Origin of the sequence: Peribacillus sp. B-H-3 (assembly GCF_048572925.1) — a bacterium.
GTDB lineage: Bacteria > Bacillota > Bacilli > Bacillales > DSM-1321 > Peribacillus.
Genome location: NZ_CP183879.1, coordinates 3,967,167 through 3,992,689 on the forward strand (window position 1 = coordinate 3,967,167; position 25,523 = coordinate 3,992,689).

Annotated in this window: 23 protein-coding genes and 1 riboswitch; of the genes, 3 read left to right on the top strand and 20 right to left on the bottom strand. The window is 34.9% G+C overall.

Annotated elements, in window-relative coordinates:
- Position 1 precedes the first annotated feature (1 nt).
- The 19 genes from rfbC to ACN6MY_RS19955 all read right to left on the bottom strand — a co-directional run bounded on the left by rfbC (position 2) and on the right by ACN6MY_RS19955 (position 21,244).
- Positions 2 to 562 (bottom strand): dTDP-4-dehydrorhamnose 3,5-epimerase, encoded by a 561-nt coding sequence (gene rfbC, locus ACN6MY_RS19865; RefSeq protein ID WP_419881713.1) that lies wholly within the window; start codon positions 560 to 562, stop codon positions 2 to 4.
- 24 nt (positions 563 to 586) lie between these two features.
- On the bottom strand, positions 587 to 1,465 hold the full coding sequence (rfbA, locus tag ACN6MY_RS19870; RefSeq protein ID WP_419881714.1) for a glucose-1-phosphate thymidylyltransferase RfbA: 879 nt from the start codon (positions 1,463 to 1,465) through the stop codon (positions 587 to 589).
- Between the two features lie 150 nt (positions 1,466 to 1,615).
- Complete coding sequence (locus ACN6MY_RS19875) at positions 1,616 to 3,136, bottom strand: lipopolysaccharide biosynthesis protein (protein WP_419881715.1); 1,521 nt, start codon at positions 3,134 to 3,136, stop codon at positions 1,616 to 1,618.
- Between the two features lie 156 nt (positions 3,137 to 3,292).
- Positions 3,293 to 4,324, bottom strand: a complete 1,032-nt coding sequence (locus tag ACN6MY_RS19880) for a glycosyltransferase family 2 protein (RefSeq protein WP_419881716.1) — start codon at positions 4,322 to 4,324, stop codon at positions 3,293 to 3,295.
- Positions 4,325 to 4,495: 171 nt separating this feature from the next.
- A complete protein-coding gene (locus ACN6MY_RS19885) occupies positions 4,496 to 5,602 on the bottom strand; it encodes a glycosyltransferase family 4 protein (RefSeq protein WP_419881717.1) in 1,107 nt (368 codons plus the stop codon).
- A 62-nt stretch (positions 5,603 to 5,664) separates the two neighbouring features.
- Positions 5,665 to 6,939, bottom strand: coding sequence for an O-antigen ligase family protein (locus ACN6MY_RS19890; protein ID WP_419881718.1), 1,275 nt, complete (start codon positions 6,937 to 6,939; stop codon positions 5,665 to 5,667).
- A 259-nt stretch (positions 6,940 to 7,198) separates the two neighbouring features.
- Positions 7,199 to 8,074 carry a glycosyltransferase family 2 protein gene (locus tag ACN6MY_RS19895; RefSeq protein ID WP_419881719.1) on the bottom strand — a complete coding sequence of 292 codons (876 nt, stop codon included), beginning with the start codon at positions 8,072 to 8,074 and terminating at the stop codon, positions 7,199 to 7,201.
- Positions 8,075 to 8,137: 63 nt separating this feature from the next.
- Entirely contained in the window at positions 8,138 to 9,259 is a 1,122-nt protein-coding gene (locus ACN6MY_RS19900) for a glycosyltransferase (RefSeq protein WP_419881720.1), read from the bottom strand.
- 23 nt (positions 9,260 to 9,282) lie between these two features.
- The gene (locus ACN6MY_RS19905; RefSeq protein WP_419881721.1) at positions 9,283 to 10,260 is read right to left on the bottom strand and encodes an SDR family oxidoreductase; all 978 of its coding nucleotides are present in this window, start codon (positions 10,258 to 10,260) and stop codon (positions 9,283 to 9,285) included.
- Positions 10,261 to 10,262: 2 nt separating this feature from the next.
- Complete coding sequence (locus ACN6MY_RS19910; RefSeq protein ID WP_419881722.1) at positions 10,263 to 11,642, bottom strand: nucleotide sugar dehydrogenase; 1,380 nt, start codon at positions 11,640 to 11,642, stop codon at positions 10,263 to 10,265.
- The gene (locus ACN6MY_RS19915; protein WP_419881723.1) at positions 11,617 to 12,744 is read right to left on the bottom strand and encodes a glycosyltransferase family 4 protein; all 1,128 of its coding nucleotides are present in this window, start codon (positions 12,742 to 12,744) and stop codon (positions 11,617 to 11,619) included. Before ACN6MY_RS19915 ends, ACN6MY_RS19910 begins: the two co-directional genes overlap by 26 nt.
- 4 nt (positions 12,745 to 12,748) lie before the next feature.
- Positions 12,749 to 13,366, bottom strand: coding sequence for an acetyltransferase (locus ACN6MY_RS19920; RefSeq protein ID WP_419881724.1), 618 nt, complete (start codon positions 13,364 to 13,366; stop codon positions 12,749 to 12,751).
- Positions 13,363 to 14,007: a sugar transferase gene (locus tag ACN6MY_RS19925; RefSeq protein WP_419881725.1), complete on the bottom strand. Its 645-nt coding sequence runs from the start codon at positions 14,005 to 14,007 to the stop codon at positions 13,363 to 13,365. Before ACN6MY_RS19925 ends, ACN6MY_RS19920 begins: the two co-directional genes overlap by 4 nt.
- Entirely contained in the window at positions 14,007 to 15,122 is a 1,116-nt protein-coding gene (locus ACN6MY_RS19930; RefSeq protein WP_419884234.1) for a DegT/DnrJ/EryC1/StrS family aminotransferase, read from the bottom strand. Before ACN6MY_RS19930 ends, ACN6MY_RS19925 begins: the two co-directional genes overlap by 1 nt.
- A gap of 838 nt (positions 15,123 to 15,960) precedes the next feature.
- Positions 15,961 to 17,796: a polysaccharide biosynthesis protein gene (locus ACN6MY_RS19935; RefSeq protein ID WP_419881726.1), complete on the bottom strand. Its 1,836-nt coding sequence runs from the start codon at positions 17,794 to 17,796 to the stop codon at positions 15,961 to 15,963.
- Between the two features lie 18 nt (positions 17,797 to 17,814).
- A complete protein-coding gene (gene galU / locus ACN6MY_RS19940) occupies positions 17,815 to 18,702 on the bottom strand; it encodes a UTP--glucose-1-phosphate uridylyltransferase GalU (protein ID WP_419881727.1) in 888 nt (295 codons plus the stop codon).
- 266 nt (positions 18,703 to 18,968) lie between these two features.
- Positions 18,969 to 19,736 (bottom strand): tyrosine-protein phosphatase, encoded by a 768-nt coding sequence (locus tag ACN6MY_RS19945; protein ID WP_419881728.1) that lies wholly within the window; start codon positions 19,734 to 19,736, stop codon positions 18,969 to 18,971.
- An 85-nt stretch (positions 19,737 to 19,821) separates the two neighbouring features.
- On the bottom strand, positions 19,822 to 20,514 hold the full coding sequence (locus tag ACN6MY_RS19950; RefSeq protein ID WP_419881729.1) for a CpsD/CapB family tyrosine-protein kinase: 693 nt from the start codon (positions 20,512 to 20,514) through the stop codon (positions 19,822 to 19,824).
- A complete protein-coding gene (locus tag ACN6MY_RS19955; protein WP_419881730.1) occupies positions 20,504 to 21,244 on the bottom strand; it encodes a YveK family protein in 741 nt (246 codons plus the stop codon). Before ACN6MY_RS19955 ends, ACN6MY_RS19950 begins: the two co-directional genes overlap by 11 nt.
- A 207-nt stretch (positions 21,245 to 21,451) precedes the next feature.
- Between ACN6MY_RS19955 and ACN6MY_RS19960 the strand changes: the two genes are divergently transcribed.
- The gene (locus tag ACN6MY_RS19960) at positions 21,452 to 22,210 is read left to right on the top strand and encodes an SGNH/GDSL hydrolase family protein (protein ID WP_419881731.1); all 759 of its coding nucleotides are present in this window, start codon (positions 21,452 to 21,454) and stop codon (positions 22,208 to 22,210) included.
- 43 nt (positions 22,211 to 22,253) lie between these two features.
- Here ACN6MY_RS19960 and ACN6MY_RS19965 read toward each other — a convergent pair whose 3' ends face one another.
- Positions 22,254 to 22,388 (bottom strand): hypothetical protein, encoded by a 135-nt coding sequence (locus tag ACN6MY_RS19965; protein WP_419881732.1) that lies wholly within the window; start codon positions 22,386 to 22,388, stop codon positions 22,254 to 22,256.
- Between the two features lie 22 nt (positions 22,389 to 22,410).
- Positions 22,411 to 22,498: riboswitch (cyclic di-GMP riboswitch) on the bottom strand.
- Between the two features lie 539 nt (positions 22,499 to 23,037).
- Here ACN6MY_RS19965 and ACN6MY_RS19970 point away from each other — a divergent pair.
- On the top strand, positions 23,038 to 23,799 hold the full coding sequence (locus tag ACN6MY_RS19970) for a tyrosine-protein phosphatase (RefSeq protein WP_419881733.1): 762 nt from the start codon (positions 23,038 to 23,040) through the stop codon (positions 23,797 to 23,799).
- A gap of 496 nt (positions 23,800 to 24,295) precedes the next feature.
- Entirely contained in the window at positions 24,296 to 25,477 is a 1,182-nt protein-coding gene (locus ACN6MY_RS19975) for an MFS transporter (RefSeq protein WP_419881734.1), read from the top strand.
- Positions 25,478 to 25,523: the final 46 nt, after the last annotated feature.

The following is a 25,523-nucleotide window of genomic DNA, read 5'->3' on the forward strand; positions in this document are numbered from 1 at the left end:
ACTACTCTCCATAAATGAAATTATTTTCAGCACCCTGTAGTAATGGTGCCTTTTCATCTTTTGCTGATAATATAGGCTTAACATCAATTGGCCATTCGATTGCAATTTCAGGATCATTCCAAATGATACCTCTGTCACACTCAGGAGCATAAAGCTCGTCCACTTTATATTGAACTTCTACATCTTCAGTTAAAGTCATAAAACCATGTGCGAACCCTTTTGCAATTAGTAATTGCCTTTTATTTTCCTCAGTCAATTCTAATCCAAACCATTTTCCAAATGTTGAACTACCTTTTCGTATATCAACTGCAACATCATAAATTGCTCCCTTAGTACAACGCACCAACTTTGTCTGTGCTTTCGGGTTTAATTGATAATGCAATCCTCTTAGAGTACCTTTTGCTGCCGAGAAAGATTGATTATCCTGAACAAATTCTACATTTATCCCTGCTTCGGAAAAATTCAACTCATTATATGTTTCCATAAACCAGCCACGATGATCTCCAAGTACTTTTGGTTCAACGATAATTACACCCTCTAAGTTAGTTTTAGTAAATTTCATTCTTCGATTCACTTCTTTCCATGCTTAATATTGTATATCTCCATTTGCTACTTTCATTAAATATTGGCCATACCCGGTTTTACTAAGTTTTTCACCACATTCCCATAACTGTTTCTTAGTAATCCAACCATTAATAAATGCAACTTCTTCAGGAGCAGCAATCTTTATTCCTTGATGATCTTCAACTGTCTTAACAAAATTTGTTGCCTCTACTAAACTTTGATGTGTTCCAGTATCCAACCAAGTAAACCCTCTACCTAATAACTCCACTTCTAAATCTCCCATTTTTAAATAAGCTTCATTTATTGAGGTGATTTCAAGTTCACCACGGGCAGAAGGTTGAATATTTTTAGCAATATCAACAACACTATTATCATAAAAATATAACCCAGTAATAGCATAATTAGATTTTGGTACTTCAGGCTTTTCTTCAACACTAATAACTTTCCCATTCTCATTGAACTCTACAACCCCGAAACGTTGAGGATCTTGTACATGATATCCAAATACGGTAGCACCATTTTCTTTTTTTGCTGCACGTTGAAGTATTTTTCTCATACCACTCCCATAATAGATGTTATCTCCTAGGATCATGGCAACAGAGTCATCTCCAATAAACTCTTCACCAATTAAAAAAGCCTGAGCTAATCCATCAGGGCTTGGCTGAACTTTATATTGCAGATTTAATCCGAATTGTGAACCGTTACCTAACAAAACTTCAAAGCGTGGTGTATCCTCTGGGGTTGAAATAATCAAAATATCCCTGATACCCGCTAGCATTAAAGTTGATAAAGGGTAGAAAATCATTGGCTTATCATAAATCGGCAATAATTGTTTACTAGTCACCATGGTTAAGGGATATAAACGAGTTCCACTACCACCTGCCAAAATAATACCTTTCATTCAAATCACATCTCCCTTTTCAGAAAAAATATTAAACATTTTTTATACAAACTTAGTAAAATTATATCTCGTAAAAATATACTTTTTAGATAAATACCTTGGGCAATCTTATTTAATATGCCTCTAAATCTATTTTAAAACCAAAGTAAATCACTTCTTTAATGTTAATAAACTTTTAATAGGTCCTAAGAGTAAGTCCTTTTCAAATTTATTCATCCCTATTTTTAATAATATAGTAATATAAGCTATTAAATAGAGTACTAATTTAATTAATAATGATATTAATTGGGAATCAAGACTAATTTTTCTAATAAGTAATCCAACCACAAAAGCAACAATTAAAGGAATACTTAACTTGCCAATTTCTTTCCAGAATCCAACTATATCCAAATATACTTTTCTATAATAATAAATATTCATTATTAATCCATTACCAATAAGATAAGAAATTCCTGTTGCTGTAGCAGCCCCAATCCCCCCATAATATATTGCAAGCGGAATTGAAAAAGCTATATTTAATAATGCCATCCCAAAAAACACAATCGCTCTAAATGAATACATATTTTTCGCTTGAAGTATTGTTAATCCAATATTTTGAATTAAATCTATTGTAAATGGGATAATAATTATTAAAGTTATATAGTAAGCTTGGCTATAATTATCACCTACCCAAATAGAAATAAATTCTTTACCAAATAAAATAAACCCAGTTAGAACTGCTCCTAATAAAATATATTGTAACCTACCCACTTTTATAAAAATACTCGTTAACTCACTATTAGAAGCATTTTCAGTTACCCTTTTGGTGATATTAGGAAGGAAAACTCCAGACATCGCTGTTGACATAGTCATAAAATATGTAACTATTTGTGAGCCAATCGAATAAACCGCTATTGAAGCAGTTCCCACTACAATACCCAATATCACCTGATCAGCTCTCCAAAAAATTTGATCCATAAGAGCAGTCACAAATATAAAAAATGAATACCGACACATTTCCTTTAATAGAGGTATATCCCAAAAATGAAATTTAACCTTCACTCGAAGTTTTTTATATGAATAGTATATTTTCAAAGCTATACCTAGAATAATAATAATAGCTTGTATTATCACTACTATCAAAGCACTAGATTCTACAGTAAATACTGCTAAAACAACAATTGGTCGTATAATAGTTTGCACTATTGAAAGACCCTTTAAGAATACAAACTTCTCGTGTGAAGTTATAATTGAATTAAATATAGATGTTGAAATTGTTATTGCAGCCGTGATCAAAATTATGATATACATTTTCTTGGCTGTTTCAACTTCAGAATTCGTGAGAGAATTAACAAAAATATCATCAAGGTAAAAATAAAAAGTAATTCCTGCAATTATTAATATTAATGTTAAGGATAAAAAAATAACAGAAGATAAAGCAAGCAGATTCTCTTTACCTTTTTCATCTTTTAATGCAATGTATTTTGAATAATATCTAGTTACGGTATTGGACAATCCAAAATCAAATAAGCCTAAATAAATTAGAAAAGAGCCCATTAATTGATATAGACCGTATTCGTTTTGTCCCAAAAAATATATTAAAAGAGGAATATATATAAATCCAACAACTGCGTTAGTTCCAGTTAGTAAATATGAAAGCAACACACCTGCTTTTCTTTGATTAATTTTCAAAATAATAACCTCAACCCCTAAATATTTTTAAAAAAATTAACTCCCTATGCTGCGTTTTAGAGCTTATTTAGCTCCACCTTGTTTCTTAAAATCCTACTGGCAAACTCGAATTAAATATATTGATTATATACACTAAAAGTTACCCCATTTAATTCCTTATTCTTTTATTTTTCTTACAATCCTTTTCAATCTATAATAAAAATAAATTGAATATATCAATCTATTTTTAATCAGCCAACCAATATAACGTTTTTTTACATTACCTTTATTAAAATATTCATTTTTTTCTCTCACTCTCTCATCGTTAATAATTGCTTTTATCTCCTCTTTTCGTTCTAAAAATGTTAAATCATTATTCTTGTGGAATAAGTTGTTAAAGCAGTTTATTATACTATCTGTATAATAAGTTTCGATTATTTTTTCGTTATCGGCTGTGTAACTGTTATAGTCACATAAAAATATTCGAACTTTTTCAAATAAAAATTTCTGGTTTTCAAATAGACCATTTTTGAAATTTAACGTTAATGAATTATCGTTGAGTTTTAAATAGTTATATAAGTTATCACCTATAATACTAATATTATTACAGTAACGCATGTAGCTAAGATTAAAAATAAAATCTTCTCCCATATTAATGTCATTATTAAATTGCAAATTATTTTTTTTGATAATTTCAGTTACATATAGTTTGTTACATGGTGAATTAATAAGATTGTTCTTATAATATTTACCAAAGTACTTTAAGAATTCTTGAAATTGAAATACGCCTTCTTTTTGAGGAGAAATTTTTTGAACTACTGATGTTTTCTTTTTATTAGAAATTAACTTATATCCACAAATCACCATTTCGTTATACAAATTTATTTCATGAACAAGCTTTTCTGTTATATTTAGTTCAACAGTATCGTCAGAATCAATAAACTGTATAAATTTACCTTTAGCGGAATTGAGGCCAATATTTCTAGCTTGCGAAGGACCCAGATTATTTTGATGTATAACTTTAATACGAGTATCCAGGTTAGAATATTCTTCACAAATACAACCGCTCTTGTCAACGGAACCATCATTCACTAATATTACTTCTATATTCTTATATGTTTGGTTTAGAATGGTGTCTATACATCTAGCCAAATAATTTTCTGCATTATAAACAGGAACAATTATGCTTACAAGACCATTTAAACTCACATGGCATCAACCTCTAAAAAATATATTTTTTCTTCATTAAAAATAACCCATAGATACTATCCTATTCATGAAAAAATAGCCCAAACTGAATTAACCCATACTTTTAATTCCTATGATGAGTGTACTTGTTTGTGAAAGCATAACTACCCGCTAAAAGTAGCTGAAATTATTCTAGTCAAATAATTTTACTATAGATTTTACATAATTATCAAAATGAAAATTTCGTATTATCTTTGTTCTATTATTGTATGAAATTTTCTCATATAGTTCTTTGTCATTTAACATCAAATTAAGAAAATTAAGTATCTCATCTCTCTTATTAATATCCATAACAAATCCATTTTCTTTTGAAATTATTTCTTGAGCTCCTCCTGTATCTTTAAAGGCAATAACAGGTATGCCCGATGCCATTGCTTCAAGCACGACAGATGGGAATGGATCTTCTATTGATGATAGAAAAAACAAATTACTCATATAAAAGTATTTATATATTTGAGAAGATGACACTTTATCAATCAAAGTTATATTAGCTGGAATAGATTGTGGAAAGTCTCTTACAGTTCCAATCCATAAAAATTTGATTCTCTTGTTATCAATCTTATTTGCAATTTCTACAAAGTAATCAAATCCTTTTCTTTTCCAATCAGATCCTGAACCCATCACAATAAAATCATTAATTTTAAATTTTAATTTATAGCGGAGATTTAGGTTAATAACATTTTTATTAGAATAATTTTCTATTATTGATTTATTATATAATCCTTGTTTAAGATTGATATATTCATATGGCACTGAGCTCATCGACTCAAAATCACGATTTACTAATTTAGCTGAAAATATTATTTTCTTTGAGTTCTGAATAATCATATCGATTTTATTTCCAAAATTTAACTTCTGAATTACATCTTTCATTTCATGTATTAAAGTAATAGTTTCTCCACCATTTTTTTTAATACTTTCGCAAATAATCGCACTAACAACTGAGTTACACATATATTTTTTGTAACCTTTTTTTACAAGATTCGAAATCAATTTGTCAGATACATTATTCATACCTGTCCCGGAAATATTTATTACTTTTGATTCCCTTTTCATCACCGATTTCAGTTGTCCACCAGACATTGTTATGATAATAATGTTATCATGAGTTTTATTTAACGACTTTGCTATCTCAAGTGATAAAAGTGGTGCTCCAGTAAGCGTTGCTGACGGTGCGACAATAACATATCCTTCTTCAACTTTTTTTAATGTAAATACTTTTAAATAATTAATATACAACCATAATCCTCTCATTAATTTACTGATTCTTTTTTTAATAATAATAATCTCCCTTCAATAATCTATTTATCATTTATTTTAATTTTTATTTTGTCATTACTATAGTAGTTGATAATCCCAAGTGGTATAAAAACAGCCCAGAGTCCATCAAACCTAACTAAATATGGATTTGTTGCAGAAGCTATTAATAAACTTATTAATCCTGTTATAAAAGGTAATACAATTTTATAGTTTGTATCTATTTTCTTTAATATCTTTATTCCTCTATAAATGATAAAAAGAAAAAAGGAAACGTAAATCACAAAACCTATAAGTCCTGTTTGAAACAATAATGCGTTATAGTATAATTCATAAGTCCAAGGCATATCTATTGATCTAATTATTTCATCAGAAAATGAACCATGTCCATGCCCAATCAGAAATGTTAATGGGTTTTCTAGCCAACCTTTCAACAACTTTACAAATTGAATATTTCTCAATTCATTACCAACCTCAACGCTATCAAATGAACTTAATCCAAAATTATAAACACTTCTTATATCAAAATAAGAATTATTTAAATAAAAGATTGTAACGCTAATAATAGCAAAGAGTGATACTATTACCCCAAAAGAATTTCTCTTTTTTGCATTAATAACTTTAATATTATAAATAAGAATAAACATTGTTATTAAGATAAGAAAATACACTCGTCTTCCAGAAATAAATGTAAATAAAATTAAACCAAGTATTTGAATAATGGCTATGGTTCTATTTTTTCCAGCTAGTAAGTTAGTATAAATAATCCCTAAGATAAAACCTATACCATATGCCATACTATTTATCCCAGGATATCGCATTTGAATTACCCAACCATCTTTAGTAATTGCTTCTTCGAATGATGGAAAATCAAATGAAAAAGGGAAATTGATTATCCCAAGGAAATTTAAGGTCTTCATAAAACCATATAGTATTATAAAATATACTGAAAATAAAATAATCTTTCTAATTTTGTTATATTCACTAATTTTATTAAAGCTAAAACAAATTAATATATATACAACTGGCCAAAAAATATATAGTTGCGCTTGTTTTAATGCTCCAGGAGTTTGTAGTAGCAAACCATGAAGTGAGGAAAAAATACTAAACGATATAAATATCAATACCATTATTGCCGTACGCTTATCTATTATTAAGTTTTTTTTATTTATGTAACCATCTATCATTACTAGTAAAAGAATAATAAAAAATATAAATGCTTTAATATACAAAAGTTCTGTTGTCATGGGGAAAACTATCATCAGAAAAAGTAGTAACAAAAAAGTATTTAATTTGGCTTTTTGAACAAGTATCTCCAATTTAATAACCACCCTCCTCCAATACCACATAATATCATTCAAATTCACATTATTGCACAAAATACTAACATATACTAACCAAGGAAAATAGGAAATCCAAATATTATAAGAACATTTTAATCTCCCTTTATCCTTAGTAATTTTTGAACGTTCAATCAATAAAACTCTGTTTTTTGTAATTGTAAGATTCCTTTCCAATGCATCAGAATAACTAGTATAAAGTTAATTATTTTGCCTTCATATTATTAGGTTAGGAAACTTATCTAGTAATTCCATCCCGTACCCCATTAACTATACTAAGAATCTTTTCTGTTTTCATTTTTTCAGAAAGTATAATTTTAAACGGTCTATACAGTAATCTCAAACCTTGTTGTTTAAACCAAATTTTAACTTCCTTATCACTCTTTATTAATGTTAAATACCTTTTTCTAATTATTAAATAATTCCTGTAGATATAATATAACCTCTTTGATGAATGGTTCGTGGTCAAATATTTAAATCCCATTATTTTACTTTCAGCTATTCTACCAAGTTCATGAATTATATTGGAACTATTTAATCGAAAAGTGAAATAACCTGATGCTCTCAGTTTTAGACATAAATCATAATCTATTTGATCGATAAACAAATCATTATCAAATCCCCCACAATCAATACTTGCATTTACATTAGTAAATGCCCCTGATGTGATACACGTAACTAAATTAGTGCATTTTTCCTCGTTTGCGATATATGTTTGTGGGCTCACATTGTTAATATTTCTATCAATAACTACCGGTGAAATAATACCGATATTTTTATCTGAATTATTAACTATTATATTTTTACATTCATCCACATAGTTTCTACTTATAACACTATCTTGGTCCATTGTTAGCAGCCATTGGCATTTGTTTTCTAAAGCAACTTTCAAAGCGTTATTTAAGGCATATGCTAGGCCTTTATTACACTTGTATTTTATCAAGATCACTTTATTATACGAATACTGATGCAGACTTTTTTCAATTGCCTCTATATTTTCAGAATTATTATCTATGATAACTAATAAATTAACTTGCGATATAAGAGCATCAATATTCTCCTTTAATCTTAAAATTTCAGGATTATAAGTCACTATACTACCTGCAGTTCTCATAAAATAACTCCATTCCAAATGTAAATTTATAGGTTTTAAACTGCTTTAATGATTGTTTAAAATTCACCCTAAACTTACAATTTCTCTCCACACTTTTAGATTTTCATCATACGAAAAGCATTTTTTCCATTTATTATAAGCAGCATAACTATATTTTTCCCATTCATCATATGAATGACTTAAATTTAAAATTGCATTAACCCAATCATCGTTTGTCTCTTGATCATCAACTAGTATTCCATTATTCTCATCAACAACCTCTTCATTAAACCCCACTTTTGAAGCTACCACAGGTAAACCTGTTGATATATACTGAACGAGCTTAAATCCACCTTTTCCAAGTGAGTAATCATTTAATATCAATGGCATTATTCCTATATGAGCTGCAAAAATCTCCTCCATAGCTCTTCTTCTTGTCCACTCTATATTTTTGATTGTTAAATGTTGAACTTCTATTTTGATAGGTTCATTACAAATTACAGTGAGAACCAATTCTTTATTCTGTCTTTCTTTTAATAAAGCTGCAGTCTTATCTAATACATCAATAACTTTTAATAAATTGGGAATATTTCCTGCAGTTGCAACCCAAACTAATTTTATTTCATGACCAAAAGTAGATCCTCTTTTTTCCATCAAATCAGATTCATTAAACCCTTGGAAATCACCATCAGTAGTTGGTAATATTATTACTTTACTCTGATATTTTAAGCTAATTTTAGATTTTAAAAATTTACTAGTAACAACAATAAATTTACTATTTTTTTCTAAAATATCAGCTTGCTTTTTTGATATTTCTCCACTGATAAAAATATAGTCATCAAAATCCCATATCAACTGTGAGTGTTTAGCTACCTTTTCTAACAAAAAATTAAGTATTAAAGGTGAATATCTAGGGCAAAATGTCTTTGATACAATAACAAGTTTGGGCTTAAGAATATAATCAATCATTAGATAATACAAAACCCTAACAACCATTACCATGTAGTATAGACTTCCGATAGATAGTCTTATAATTTTAAGACTTTTATTTGAGTTTAAATGGATTTTATATAATTTTTTTGGAGCAATATTTCTTACAGTGACAATACCTGTAAAGCGTTTAGAGTATTGAATTATTCTATAATAACTGGAAGGTGTAATATCTTCATTACGTACATAAATTGATATATTTTTCTTACTTTCCATTTACTAACCTCCCCTAAATCTTGTTACATTAAATTCTCCTTATACCACTCAATTGCTGCATCAATTCCTCTTTCAAAGCTCCAATCTGGATTATAACCTAACATTTCTTTTGCTTTATTAATATCAGCATTACTATGCTTAATATCACCTTTCCGCTCTGGACCAAAAATCGGCTGAATATCCTTTCCTAATGCATTCTGTAACTGCATATAAATATCAATTAAAAACTCTCTTCCCCCATAAGCTATATTAAAAGCCTGTCCTGCAGCTTCATGAGAAGCATTACAAGCCTTAATATTTGCTTCAATCACATTTTCTATATAAGTAAAGTCACGACTCTGCTTTCCATCACCATTAATTGTTGGTTGCTCATCATTAAGCATTTGTTTAATAAATTTTGGTATAACCGCAGCATAAGCACCATTCGGGTTCTGCCTTCTGCCAAATACATTAAAGTAACGTAAGCCATAAGTATCAAGACCGTATAACTTGGTATAAAGCTTTCCATACTCCTCATCTACTTTTTTAGTCAAAGCATAGGGTGACAATACATTTCCCTCTCTACCTTCTTTTTTAGGGAGATTAGGCTCGTCACCATAAACAGATGAGCTTGAAGCATAAACAAATTTCATCACACCATTTTGTCTAGCCGCCTCCATCATATTTAAAGTGCCCTTTATATTAATCTCTTCGTATAACAAAGGCATCTCTATACTTCTTGGAACGTTCCCCCACGCTGCTTGATTTAAAACATAATCGATATCTTTACAAGACTCCATGCATGTGTCAAGATCACGAATATCCCCTTCAATAAATTCATAGTTAGGATTGCCTATAAACTCTTCTACATTTTCTTTTTTACCAGTTGAAAAATTATCAAGTCCTCTAACTTGATAACCTAGCTTAAGAATGGCTTCTACTAAATTGGAGCCAATAAACCCTGCTGAGCCAGTAACTAAAAATTTACTACCCTCTAGAAACTTTATATTTTCATATCCCATTTTTATAACCTCCAATATAAGAAGCCCGCACTTTCAGCTTCATTTCTATTAAACATTCCTTTAATGTCCACTAATACACTATCTTTTCTATCAACTGCTATATTAAACTCGGATGTTGCCGCTACTTCAATCATAGCTTTTAAATTATATTCTTTTGGTTCAAACATTCTTTTTACATCTACTAATTGAATGGTTTTAAACTCATCATGTGGAACTGCGAAGATAACAGCGTCAATACCTTTTATTTCTTCAATATTGCTAAGTGTTATTCTATACTCATTCCATATGTCTATTTTATCCGCTGCAGGATCTACAACTTTGACGTCTATTCCGTACTCTTCTAATTCTCTAATTACATCAACTACTTTTGTATTTCTTACATCCGGACAGTTCTCTTTAAATGTAACACCAAAGATAGCTACTTTTGCCCCATTTATTTGTTTATTTGCCTTTATCATTTTCTTTACGGTACTTTCAGCTACATATTTACCCATATCATCATTTATTTTTCTTCCTGAAAGAATGATTTGAGAATGGTAACCCATTTGCTCAGCTTTATACGTTAGGTAGTATGGATCCACCCCTATACAGTGCCCACCAACCAGCCCTGGTGAGAAATTAAGGAAGTTCCATTTCGTTCCAGCCGCTTCAAGTACTGCTTTTGTATCAATCCCCATTTTATTGAATATGATGGAAAGCTCATTCATAAAAGCAATATTAATATCACGTTGGGAATTCTCTATGACCTTAGCAGCTTCAGCCACTTTAATACTTGCTGCTTTATGCACACCAGCTTCAACAACTAGTTCATACACTTTTGCAACAGTATCTAACGTTTCTTCATCTTGGCCTGATACAACTTTTATAATGGTCTCTAGTCTATGAACTTTATCACCAGGATTGATTCTTTCTGGTGAATAACCAACTTTAAAATCCACTCCACACTTTAGACTTGATTCCTTTTCTAAAATTGGAACGCAGATGTCTTCAGTTACACCTGGATAAACAGTGGATTCAAAGACAACTATTGAACCTTTTGTTAAGTTTCTACCCAAGGTACGACTTGCAGATTCTACTGGCGTTAAATCAGGTGTATGATCATCTCTTACAGGTGTAGGTACTGCAACAATATGAAACTTTGCTTCTCTTAGTCTTGTTTCATCTGAAGTAAAATCAACTGTTGTATTATTAATTACTTCATTTCCCACTTCTTTTGTAGGATCTACACCATTTATATAAAGTTCAATTTTTTGTTTATTTACATCAAAGCCAATTACATCAGCCTTTTTTGCAAAGGAAACGGCAATTGGCATCCCAACATAACCTAATCCAATTAGAGATATTTTCTCTTCTTTGTTAACTAATTTTTCGTACAAGTTCATTACTATTCTCCTCGTTAATTGTCATTCTTATTTCATCCATATAAGCCTTTATAACAATATTCCTATCAAATTCATTTTCCATTTTTCTTCGTCCAGCCATTCCCATTTCTCTTTTTTGTTCATAGGGTAAGTTAATGAATCTTAATACTGCTTTAACTAAGCTTTCAACCTCCCTAACCTCAAAATCAAAACCTGTTACTCCATCTTCAAACGTTTCGACACAACCAGGTACTCTCGAAGCCAACACTGGGCGACCGGAAGATGCAGATTCCAGAAGGACATTAGCTAATCCTTCATGATAAGAAGGGAGAATTATTGCGTGTGATTTTTTAATAAACGAATGTACGTCATCTTGCTGCCCGTGGTATTTAATTACATCTTGTCTTTCTAATTCATCTAATTTTTCATTATAATTTTCTTCACTACCACCAATTAAATGAAATTGTATGTTTGGATATTTGGCTTTCACCAATTTGGCTGCTTCTAGTAATTCTTCTATTCCCTTCGCTTTCATAATTCGCCCAATAAAGAGGAATTGCACTACCTCATCACTCATCGGATATTCTTCATATTTATGTTGTTCTAAATTCACCCCTGAGCCCGGAATTAACCTTGTCTTACTCTCAACGATTCTATTGTCTTTGAAAAACATTCGATTTGTTCTATTTTGAAAAAATACACATGACGCTTTCTTTAATCCTAGCTTATAAAGCATTAGTGTAATTTTCTGAATTACTCCCTTATTTTCAACAGAAGTACCAAGACCTGTTATATTTGTAATATATGGAGTTTTAGTTATTGCACATGCAATACCTCCATAAACATTTGGCTTAATTGTATATGTTAAAACGACATCCGGTTTAATTCGTTTTATTATTCTAATATAATCAAGCAATAACTTAAAATCCTTTACTGGATTTGTCCCCCTTCTTTCTAAATGGGTATCTACAAACTTACAACCTATTTTTTCTAACTTAGATACATACTCATCATCAGGCAAAGAAATGTAAACTTCATTATTCTCCTTAATTAATTCCTCTAATAACTCTTTTCTAAAGTTATATAACCCCATTCCAAAATTAGCCAATACAAGTATTTTCATATTCCTATACTCTCCTAACTGGAACACCAACATAAACCCCCGGTTCAGTTATATCCTTAACCACTACAGAACCAGCACCCACTTTACATCCGTTGGTGATTTTTATATTATTACTAATTACACTACCAATCCCTAACCATGACCCTTGTCCAACTTTAACCGTCCCTGCTAAATGAGCTCCCGGTGATATATGAACAAAATCCTCAATACAATTATCATGGTCTATTGTAGAACCAGTGTTGATAATGCAACCTTTACCTATTTTCGTGCAGCAATTAATGATTGCTCCCGCCATGACAGTAGTCCCAATTCCAATTTCCACTTGCTCTCCAACTACTGCATTAGGGTGAATTAAAACCGGAATACTGGCACCTACTGTTTCAAGCATCTTATGAATCCTTTGTCTAGAAGCATTATTACCTATACCAACAAATATTTGGTACTCTTCTATGTGCTCAAAAACTTTATCTGAGCTCCCAATGACTTCTATTCCCATTGACGATTTAATGTTTTCTTCATCATCTAAAAAAGCAACACATTGCCATATATTCATTTTTAATGCAATGTCTGCAACTACTTTGCCGTGTCCACTGGCACCTATTATAAGAAGTTTGTTTTTCATAGTTCCATTCTTTCCTTTTTAGTTCCCTTAAAAGGCTCCATTGTAGAAGCGGTTTCCGAATTGATACCTTCTCTAACAAACACTTTCTTTATGGTCATTAAAATAATCTTCCAATCACCTATGAAGCTTACATTATCAACATATTCAACATCGAGATTAAATTTATCTTCCCAACTGATTGCATTTCTACCACTAATTTGAGACAAGCCAGATAGTCCCGGTCTTACTTCATGACGTCGTTTTTGATAATCGTTATACAATGGTAGATACTGTACCAATAGTGGCCTAGGGCCGATAATAGACATATCACCCTTAAAGATATTAAAAAGCTCCGGTAGTTCATCAAGAGATGTAGAACGTAGCAATTTGCCAAACTTAGTCAACCTAATACTATCAGTATGTAGATTTCCATTTTCATCTCTCTCATCCGTCATAGTCCTAAACTTATACATCATAAAAATCTCTTCGTTAAACCCAGGTCTTTTTTGTTTAAAAAGCACTGGGCTACCCAGTTTCGTTCTCACAAGAATAGCAACCACTAGAAATATCGGACTAAGAACAATAATTGCAATCAATGATAGTATGAAATCCATGGGTCTTTTTATGAATCTTCTATAAATACCACCTTTGGAATTCCTCATTAATTTAACCACAACCTTTTAATAATCTTTACAACTCTTTCTAAATCCTCATCTGTCATCTTCGTATCAGACGGCAGACAAACACCATTCTCAAATAACCTCACTGATACACCTTCACCAACAAAATCATACTTTTCAAAAAATGGTTGAATATGCATAGGCTTCCAAACTGGCCTTGACTCAATATTCTCTTTTTCAAGGACCTCCATAATATCAATCGGTCTGATCTTGCCATTTAAAGTCATAGAACTTAACCAATAGTTCGGTTCATTCCACTCATTACTTGGCATGAACTCCACACCCTCAAGTTCACCAAGTTCTCTCTTATAAAATTCAAAAATATATCTTTTTTTCTCAACTCTCCGATCCAACACCTTAAGCTGCCCTCTACCAATCCCAGCAACAACATTACTCATCCGATAATTAAATCCTAATTCACTATGTTGATAATGCCTTGCTTGATCGCGGGATTGAGTGGCCCAAAATCTTGCCTTAGCAATTCTCTCTTCATTATTAGAAACAAGCATTCCACCCCCAGAAGTTGTTATAATCTTGTTTCCATTGAAAGAGAAGATGCCATAGTCACCTAAAGTTCCAGTATGTTTACCTTTATAGTAAGTACCCAGAGACTCAGCAGCATCTTCAATAACCGCTACGTTATGTTTCTTACAAATCTCCAGAATTTTGTCCATATCTGCCGACAAACCATATAGATGAACAACCAGTACCGCCTTTACTTCTGGATACTTTTCAAATGCTTCTTCTAATGCTTTTGGGCTCATATTCCAAGTTTCATAATCACTATCAATAAATACAGGAATAGCATTTTGATAGATGATTGGATTTGCAGTAGCAGAGAAAGTAAGTGTTGGACAGAATACAATATCTCCTTCTCCGACTCCTGCTGCTTTAAGAGCTAGATGAATAGCAGCTGTTCCTGAAGATAGTGCAGCAGCAGCCTTGGAACCAACCTTCTCAGCCAACTCTCTTTCAAATCCATTTACGTTTTCACCAAGGGGTGCAATCCAGTTTGTATCAAAAGCTTCCATAACATATTGCATTTCAAAACCCTCATCACTCATGTGTGGTGAAGAGAGGAATATTCTTTCTTTCACTTTTGTCGACTCCATCTTCTAGACTTCCTTCCCCTGTTAAAGTAAATATTTTTAGTAGATTAGGACTTAATAAGAACGCCTTTCATTCCAACCAACTACTAAACCACTAAATCAATCTACTTCTCATAGCCACCTCGTAATATCTATTCAATCTGCAAGCAAATACGAAATAGGTTTTCAACCTAAATCACCTTTAACCGAGTTTCTTACTATTATATATACCATTCAATAATCTATAACTCTCACTAAAAATGCCTCAACCCCCTTATCTGGCAGGGCTTCTAGCGTTCAATCTATGTACGACACTCAGTTCCTATTCAACATTCAATCCTTTATACCTCAGTACTTTTTCTAAGCGAAAACTAATTAGTAGAAAGAAATTTGCCATTCACAATCTTCTTCCTCCTCATCGTTGCCTCCAATAATGTCATTCTTCCTAAAATAAAACCTACATTGAACATTCCCACCAATATAGACAATAAGTACATAAGTTGGGATACATTACTTTTTATACTCCTGTAAGTAATGAACAACCACACCCTAAGCATATCGACGTTGCTTTCTATTAGTAACTGCGAGTAAACTTCTTTGAAAATTGAATTGAATATTCTCATACATGATTTTATCTTTTTCTGTATAAGCAGGTTTCCTATAAGGAGGCTAAGCAAAAAGAGTAATATTAACAAGTCTCGATTATACCAAATGCCTATATTATGAATTTTATTCAAAACACGTTTGTTATGGGAAGTGAACAAAATTGTTACCTAACATAACAAACGTCTCGTATCCAACAAACTGACTTATAATATTTGTAAGATTAATCAAGCTTAAGGGTTCCTTATGAAAAGCTAACTGCTTCCCTCATTACCTCTCTTAACCCATCCTTCGTATTCGCAATCTCTACCAACAGCTTCTTCAAAGTCACGTTATCTTTATCAATCAAGCTGGCAATAAACTCATAAAAGATTGGATCTTCGACAACAGCTGCTTTTCCAATGTGTATCTTTGGAAACACCTGCTCCGGATGGACTTCATTTTCGTTGAGTAGTTCTTCATACATCTTCTCCCCTGGCCTGATTCCTGAGAATTCAATGCCGATTTCTTCTATAGAATATCCTGACAGTGTGATCAGGTTTTGGGCAAGATCAACGATTTTGACTGGCTCTCCCATATCAAGTACAAAGATTTCCCCGCCTTTTGCCAATGACCCAGCTTGAATGACCAGCCTTGATGCTTCCGGAATAGTCATGAAGTAGCGGGTCATATCCGGATGGGTAACTGTGACCGGACCGCCTGCCTGGATTTGTTTTTTAAACAAGGGAATAACGGATCCCCTGCTGCCGAGAACGTTCCCGAAGCGCACAGCAACAAAGTTCGTTTGGCTTTTTTTATCAATCAATTGAATGACCATTTCAGCCACACGTTTGGTCGCCCCCATCACATTCGTTGGGTTAACAGCTTTATCAGAAGAAATGAGCACAAATTTTTTCACGCCAAAAGTATCAGCCGCTTCAGAAACATTTTTGGTGCCAAAAATATTGTTTTTCACAGCCTCTAATGGATTATATTCCATTAACGGGACATGTTTGTGTGCAGCAGCATGATAGACAACATGGGGCAGATGCTCTTGAAAAACTTCAAACATTCTTAATCGATCCTGCACATCACCAATCACAGGAATAATTTGAATGGCATCTTTGTACTGATTTTTTAATTCCATGTCAATTTGATAGATGCTGTTCTCTCCATGACCAACTAATATAATTTTACTTGGTGAGAATCTGCATATTTGCCGGCAAATTTCAGAACCAATTGATCCTCCTGCTCCCGTTACTAGTACAGTTTTATTCGTAATATATTCAGAAATACTATCAATATCTAATTCAACCGGTTCCCTTCCCAGCAGATCCTCGACTTGCACATCCCTTAATTGATTGACGGATACTTTTCCAAGCATGATGTCTTCAATCATGGGCATAATTTGTGTTTTTGCATTCGTCTTTGAGCATTCCTCAAAAATACGCTTTAGTTCCTTTTTACCTAGGGAGGGTATTGCAATCACAATATTTTCTATTTCCATTTTATCCACTATTTGAACGATTGTTTTAGAATTTCCTACCACCGGAATCCCAAAATATTGCAGTTTGTTTTTCTTTGGATCATCATCAATATAAGCCACTGGTTCCAGTTCTGAATCGTGGTTACGTAATAACTGTCTCACGACCATAGTTCCCGCTGATCCAGCTCCAATAATTAAAGTTCGTTTTTTATTAGGGGATGAGATAACATGACGATCGCGAAAAACTCTCCAGGAAAACCGCGACCCTCCAATTAATATAATATGCATCATCCATGTTAAGCCTAGTACCCTAAAATATATGTCGTGGTTGATTATCAATTGGACAAATGAGGTTGTTAAAGCTGAAAAGGTAACTGCCTTTGCAATGGCTAACAGTTCACCTATACTTGCATATTCCCATGCCTTTTGGTATAAACGATAAGCTGAAGCGAATAAATGATGGCTGAATAATAGGGTAATCGAACTCACCCATAGCATTGGGATAGTATAAACATCCATATAAGGATTCAGGACAAAATAACCTACAAAAATAGAAAATAAAACAATAATTGAATCTAGTAACACTAACAGTGGTAACCTACGTCTATAAGCCACGCGCAACCTCCTCTTTAACTAGGAATTTTTCACTCTATATATTGTTAAGCTCTGCTCTAGAAATGAAAGAATTTCATCTTTAATCTCTTCATTTTGAAGGGCGAATTCAATTGTTGTCTTTACGAAACCAGCTTTCTCCCCTACGTCATATCTCTTGCCTTCAAAATCATAGGCAAATACTCTTTGAATTTGGTTTAATTGCTGAATGGCATCTGTCAGCTGTATTTCACCGCCTGCTCCTTTTTCCTGGCGATCAAGGAACCTGAATATTTCGGGTGTGAGAATATATCGTCCCATGATGGCTAGGTTAGACGGCGCTGTACCCATACTCGGTTTTTCCACAAAATTATTCACTTGATAGCGGCGTCCTTCCTGTGCTGCAGGATCAATGATCCCATAGCGATGTGTTTCTTCATTAGGCACTGTCTGTACACCAATGACAGACGATAGTGTTTCATCATATTGGTCCAATAATTGCCGCAAACATGGTGTTTCACTTTGGACAATATCGTCTCCAAGTAACACAGCAAAAGGTTCATCGCCAATAAAGTTTCGCGCACACCATACCGCATGGCCAAGTCCTTTAGGCTCTTTCTGTCTTATATAGTGAATATCTGCAAGATTGCTTGAATAGCGGACTTTCTCTAAAATATCCAGCTTATCTTTTTCTAGCAGATTTTGTTCAAGCTCCCATGCGTGATCGAAATGATCCTCTATCGCCCGTTTTCCCTTGCCCGTCACGATAATAATTTCTTCTATTCCAGAAGCAACTGCTTCTTCCACGATGTATTGGATGGTTGGTTTATCTACAATCGGAAGCATTTCCTTTGGCATTGCTTTTGTTGCCGGCAAGAATCTGGTCCCTAACCCGGCTGCCGGTATGATGGCTTTTTTGACCTTCCGCAAAATCTTTTCCTCCTTAACGTATAAAAGCAGTTGTCACAAAAATAAATATCTAATGATAATGCACGTGTCTTGACATGTCCTATCATCAGATATTTATAAGAGTGAAATAATTAATTAAAAATGGGCATCAAACCCGTCCTCACATCATGCTACTGACGACACACGCGTCTAAGGAAAAAAGCTTTCCCACAGCACAACCGAGTGCTTTCCTGGATAACGGACAGAAAGCATCGCCGGTCAGGGTTTTCCTGACAGTTATTATGTTTTTAAAATAATCCTAAAAATTTCTTTTTTGTGATTCTTTCTGGAACTTCTTTATAAACAGCATGTCCCTGAATTAAAAGCTCAGCATTTTCCTGGAAGAAATAAATCATGTCAACACCGTACTGCTTTTCAATTTCATCCAATGCCTCGATAATTTTAAAGCTGCGGTTCGTGATATTGTGGGCATCTGATGAAACGAAATGAGTTAAATTTGCTTTAATAAGCTGATGGGAGAATTTTTTAATGATTTTTCCGAAGTAACCGACAAGGCTGGAGGCTGTGACTTGAGTTAATGCACCGTTCTTCACTAGCTGGTACAGGATATCCGGGTTTTGAATCAGCTCCTGATTTCTTTCTGGATGGACAATGATTGGAGTTAATCCCTTATTCTGTACATCGTACAGCAAGCGTTCGGTATAGCGCGGTACATGGCCTGAAGGCAGCTCAATGAATAGGTAGGTGCTGCTGATATTCAAAGGAAGAATTTCACCAGCTTCATAATCTTCAAGAATTTCACCGTAAATTCTTGTTTCCTGGCCAGGCAGGATGGTGAGAGGGATAAATGCATTTTTCAATACTTCGTTTAGCTCTTTTACTTTGCTTAAAATATCTGTTTTTGTATTATCGTAGCTTCCGTTTTTGTGATGCGGAGTGGCAATAATTGACGTGATGCCTTCTTGTACGGCAAGCTTGGCCATTTCTAAGCTGTCTTGGATTGTCTTTGCCCCATCATCAATTCCAGGCAGTATATGACAATGTATGTCAATCATTGCGCCATCTCCCATCTTTTCCATATTATTTCTAATTAATCTATCATATTACCTATATTTTCGGAAGTTATTTGCATAATATATTTTACTTTCCGCCATAATAATAGTAATACTGACCTTCTTTTACCTTTTTATTATTCAATACAACGCCCAAGATGGTTGCATTCACGGAAGTAAGGGCTTCTTTTGCCTTAACTGCTGCATCTGTTTCCGTTCTTCCGCTTGAAACTACTAATATCGTGCCATCACTGCGGTTTGCAAGCACCTGGGCATCGGTAACGGTTAGTAATGGCGGTGTATCAAACAAAATGATGTCGAACTCTTCCTTCACTGTTTCCATGAACTCTTCCATTGCTTTTGAGCCGAGAAGTTCAGCCGGATTAGGCGGAATCGGACCGCTTGTTAAAATGAACAGGTTCTTTTCCTCTGTCTTTACTGCTGCGTCCCTTAATTCCATTTGCTTCGTTAAAACAGTTGTTAATCCAAAGGTATTGGTTAAATTGAATGTATAATGTGCCGTCGGCTTTCTGAGATCCGCATCAATCAGCAGTACAGACTTGCCCTGCTGCGCAAACACGACTGCCAGATTGGCCACCGTTGTTGATTTTCCTTCTGTCGGTCCTGATGAAGTCACGACGAGTGTCCGGATTTCCTTATCAACCGAGGAAAACTGGATATTTGTCCTGATGGTCCGGTATTGCTCGGAAATCGGGGACTTTGGATTTAGTCTTGTGACAAGCTTTCTTTTATGTTCAAACATTTTCTTTTTAGGAGCCAATGCTTTCACCTCGTCCTTTTGCCGTTCTGCCAGTTCTTGAATTCATATCTTCTTGCTCATTAATCGTTGTAATGACTCCCAGTACAGGAAGTTCCAATAGTTTTTCAATATCCTGCTCGGTCTTAATTGTGTTATCCAAGTATTCCAGCAAGAATGTCAGCCCAATTGCTGCCAACAGACCCACGATCAGTGCTATTGCAATGTTCAGCAGCGGCTTTGGCTTAACAGGAGATGGATAGTCTGCAACATCTGCTTTTGACAGGATTTTTACGTTATCCACTTTCATGATGCTAACAACTTGCTTTTGGAAAACTTCTGCCGTGTTGTTGGCAATTTCCGCTGCCGTTACCGGGTTGGGATCATCCACTGTAATGTTTACAACCTGTGAATTTTGTTCACTGGCTACGGTAATCTTATTACTGAGCCCTCTTCCGGTCCCATCGAGATTTAAGTTGCTGACAACCTTATCCAGAATAACAGGACTTTTGATAATCACGTTATATGTATTGATTAATTGTAAGTTGGTCTGCACTTCATTGGGGTTGTATACCGCGTTTTTATCCTTGGTTTGGTTGACGAGAATTTGCGTTGATGCCTCATATATGGGGGTTAGAAAAAAATAACTGACTACCGCACTGGCCATGGCTGCCAGCACTGTGATGATCAGGATCAAGCTTAAACGTTTCCGGATTGTGCTGAATAACTCTTTTAAACTAATTGTCTCTTCCATTGTTTCCTCCCGCTTCAATAAATGTAAAAACCTTGAAGTATTATATCATAGTCTATTGTCAAAATATCAATTGTTTGTAATAATTTTAATAGATTTGGTGAATCCTGTAATTCATTAAATAACAAAACCAAGTAACACGCTACATATTTTTCATTTTTGGAATTAATTACATGATTAAAATATTTGAAAAAGGGTAAGGAGTGTCTTATGAAAATTTTCACCACGATCTTCACCATTCTTGCTTGTATCGCCATTATCTTTCTTGGCAACATGCACTGGAAAGATGAAATTAGCAAAGCCGCTGGTTCAGGAAAAATACGAGATATCGCTGTACAGGAACCTGTGGAGGAGGAAAAAAATCAAGATTTAGTAAAAGTACCGGGAAACTGGCCGGAAGAAAGCGCAGCTCTTTATAAAAAGAAAGCAGAAGCAAACCAGAAGTTTAAGATTGTATTCGCCGGTCCAGATGCAAAAGGATGGTCGAAAGAAGCCATATCGAAAGTGAAAGAAGCATACGGAGATACGATTATTACTAGTGTTGTGCAGACTGAAGGCAGCAGCTTGGAATATGTGAGGAGTGATCAGCCCAAAAAGCTGATGGATGAACAAGGAGATATGATTATCCTTGAATCCTTTACACTTGCTGACAACAGCCATGTTGCTCTCAAAGATTCTTTTTATACACTGACGAAAATCATCGATGATGTGAAGAAAAATAAAAAAGATACACAATTCGTTCTGCAGCCGCCAAACCCGATCTACGGAGCCAAATATTATCCCGGACAGGTGAATGAGCTCAAAAAGTATGCGAAGGAAAATAAAATTTCCTACATCAACCACTGGGCGGCATGGCCAGAACCGTCGACTGCTGCAATAAAAGAAGATTTAACAACTGAACAATCCCCCAACGATAAAGGATATAAGCTCTGGGGAGATTATGTTGCCGATTATCTTACAGGTTCATAAACGAAAGAAACGCCCTGGATGTTTTCCAGGGCGTTTCTTTCGTTTATATTTGATTGGCCATGATGGTGATGAGTGCGCTTAAAACCATGGCACCAATAATAGCTGCGGCAAGGATAAGCTTTTTTCTTCTTTCTTTTCTCTTAATCATAACTTCCGGGGTCATCCAATATTTTGACATCAACTGTTCTCCTTTAATGTTTGATGGCAGCTGGCTGATCTTGTCGATTCCTGACAGAGATCCCTATAGCTTTGCGTCATCACTTTTCAGTGATTTTGCCCTTAACCTCTTATTGAGGGTATCGGAGGCTTTAACAAATGTTTAATAGTTAACTTAAATTTATAATATTCCAAAAAAACTAAACGAGCAAAAGCTAGATATAATACAGAAGTTTTAAAGCTTCAAGCAGAAGTAATATAATAAGAAGAAACACGGTTTTTGGATTGCTTGATTGGCAGCCAGGGTTAGTTTTTGGAATACTATCAGTCCCAAGGCCAATGCCCTACACAGCGGGATCATGTCTAATTTTAAAACTGCAATACCCGGTCATTTTCCCGCCAAATTGCCAAGAAACGGGAATGTCGAAAAACCGAGAATTTGGGCTGCAATTCCTGCAATCATCCACCAAATACAGCAATAAAACTACCGATCAACAAAAATACTCTCCCTTGTTAAAGTATACCCACCTCCAAATTATTTGTAAAATTCTTTCAGTTATATTTTCTGTATAATGCCGTCGAAATTATAAGAAAAGTATTGGTTCTGCGTCTAATAGCTCTATGGTAGGATTAAACTACCAGTTTATTACTTTAACAGGAGGATTATACGTATGATCGATATCAGTACACATATATTGCCAGGATGCGGCGATGGTCCTGAAAGTATGTCCCCTAGCGTGGAGATGGCCAGAAAATTTTCTGCCGCAGGCATTTCTGCAGTGTTTGCTACCCCGCATCATAAAAATGGGAAATACGATAATTTCAAGCAAGATATCCTCTTGAATACAGAGCGTTTGAATGCGGAACTGCAGCAGGAGGACATTCCACTGACAGTCTATCCGGGGCAGAAAACGAAAATATACGGAGATCTTATTGCCGATATAGATAACGGTGAAATCTTGCCGCTGAATGACGGAAAGTATTTGCTTTTGGAGCTTCCTTATGATCATGTGCCTAAGTATACCGAGCAGCTTTTGTACGATTTGCAGATAAAAGGGCTGATTCCGATACTTGCTGGACTGGAGCACAACCCGCAGATTATGGAGCAGCCGGATTTGCTGTATGAGCTTGTCAGGAGGGGCGCACTGACCATGATAGGCACGTCGAGCATCATGGGCGACCACAAACGTAATATCCAAAGATTTTCCCTGCAAATGATTGACAGCAACCTTGCCCATTTCATCTCAACTAACCATAACGGCAGCAGGGAGGCTCTTCAATTATCCAAGGCATACGATATAATCGAAAAAAAATTAGGAAAAGACACGGAATTCCTTTTTCGCGAAAATCCGCAGTATGTCATTGAAGGCACTTCCATCCTGAAAGATGCACCACAGCGCATTAAAAAGAAAAAATCACTCGGCATATTTTGAATGCTTTTATCTATATATAGAGCCATCTCCACTCCTGATATCAATATGTAAGGAAAATGAGATCATGGTTCTTTTTTCTTGGCCAATGGTACAAAATTTGTAGCAAATTCGGGTGTTTCATTTACATAAAATGGCGGTATAAGACATTAAAGGCAGCTTCTGGTTTTACAATTTCCTAAAAAATATAAGGAGTGAAACAGAATGAGTATTAAAGCCGGTATTTGGAGGATTCTTGCGTCACAGGACAAAATATATATACTGCAATCACTTAGCAATGATTCGCGGATTATGAAGAACGAAGAATGATAGGTGACATATGATTTTGAATAGAAAATGAAGGAATGGACTTAACAGCGGCTGTTTTAAAAAGTTCATTCCTTTTGCATGCCCCGAAAATATTTCAGTTTCCGTAAGTTTTATGATGTTAAACAATAGCCTGCTATGTATTTTTCCTGTAAAATATAGTCATCATTAGTATATAGAGGGTGAAACCAGCATGAGTGAACCATTAGTTAAAGAAGCTTTACAGCGCAAGGAAAGAATTTGGACACACGATTTTATCCTGATTTGCCTGGCCAATTTTTTTATTTTTCTCGGCTTTCAGATGACATTACCGACCATCCCCTTGTTTGTCGAGCATCTGGGAGGCAATGATCAGCTGATCGGTTTTGTGGTCGGAATCTTCACATTCTCAGCCCTTTTGACCCGTCCCTTTGCCGGACATGCGCTGGAGTCAAAAGGCAGACGATTTGTATACATACTTGGCTTGGCGATTTTTGTTGTTTCCGTCGGATCCTTTGGATTTCTGGTCAGCATATTCATGCTGTTTGCAATGCGGATTGTCCAGGGAGTGGGCTGGGGATACTCAACCACCGCCTCCGGTACGATTGCAACTGACCTGATCCCGGTAACACGCCGCGGAGAAGGGATGGGATATTTCGGTTTATCCGGAAACCTGGCTTTAGCTTTCGGCCCGTCGCTTGGCCTCGCCCTATCCGGAACACTTCCTTTTAAGGAATTGTTCTTTATCTGTGCAGGACTTGGGCTCATGGCCATGCTGCTTTCTTCTCAAATACGCTTTAAACAGGTGGAAAAGGCTTCGGTTGATACCGTAACCGTTAAGTGGGACTTTTACGAAAAAAGCGCGCTTAAGCCGTCCCTGCTTCTCTTTTTCATCACCGTTACCTTCGGCGGCATTGCAGCCTTTCTGCCTCTGTACACAGCGGAAAAAGGCATCTCCGGGATTCAATGGTACTTCCTTGTATATGCCATTGCCCTGCTTTTGACCCGGACCTTTGCAGGAAGATTATATGACGCGAGAGGCCACCGCGCCGTGTTCATTCCGGCCACTGCGCTGATTGTCATCGCCATGATCCTCCTTGCCTGGCTGCCCAACACAACCATTCTTTTAATCGCAGCCTTTTTGTACGGCTTCGGATTCGGTTCGGTTCAGCCGGCGCTTCAAGCCTGGAGCATCGAAAACGCCGAACGCAACCGAAAAGGAATGGCCAACGCCACCTTCTTCTCCTTCTTCGACCTCGGAGTCGGCGTCGGCGCGATGGCCTTTGGCCAAATCAGCCACATTTTCGGGTACAGCAGCATCTATATCACAGCTGCCATCTCGGTTGTGCTCGCGATGGTTGTTTATTTGATGATTACTAGGAAAAGAACAGTGTAAGCTGCGGGATTTGATCCTGCAGCTTTTTATAACTTACCATTTCTTT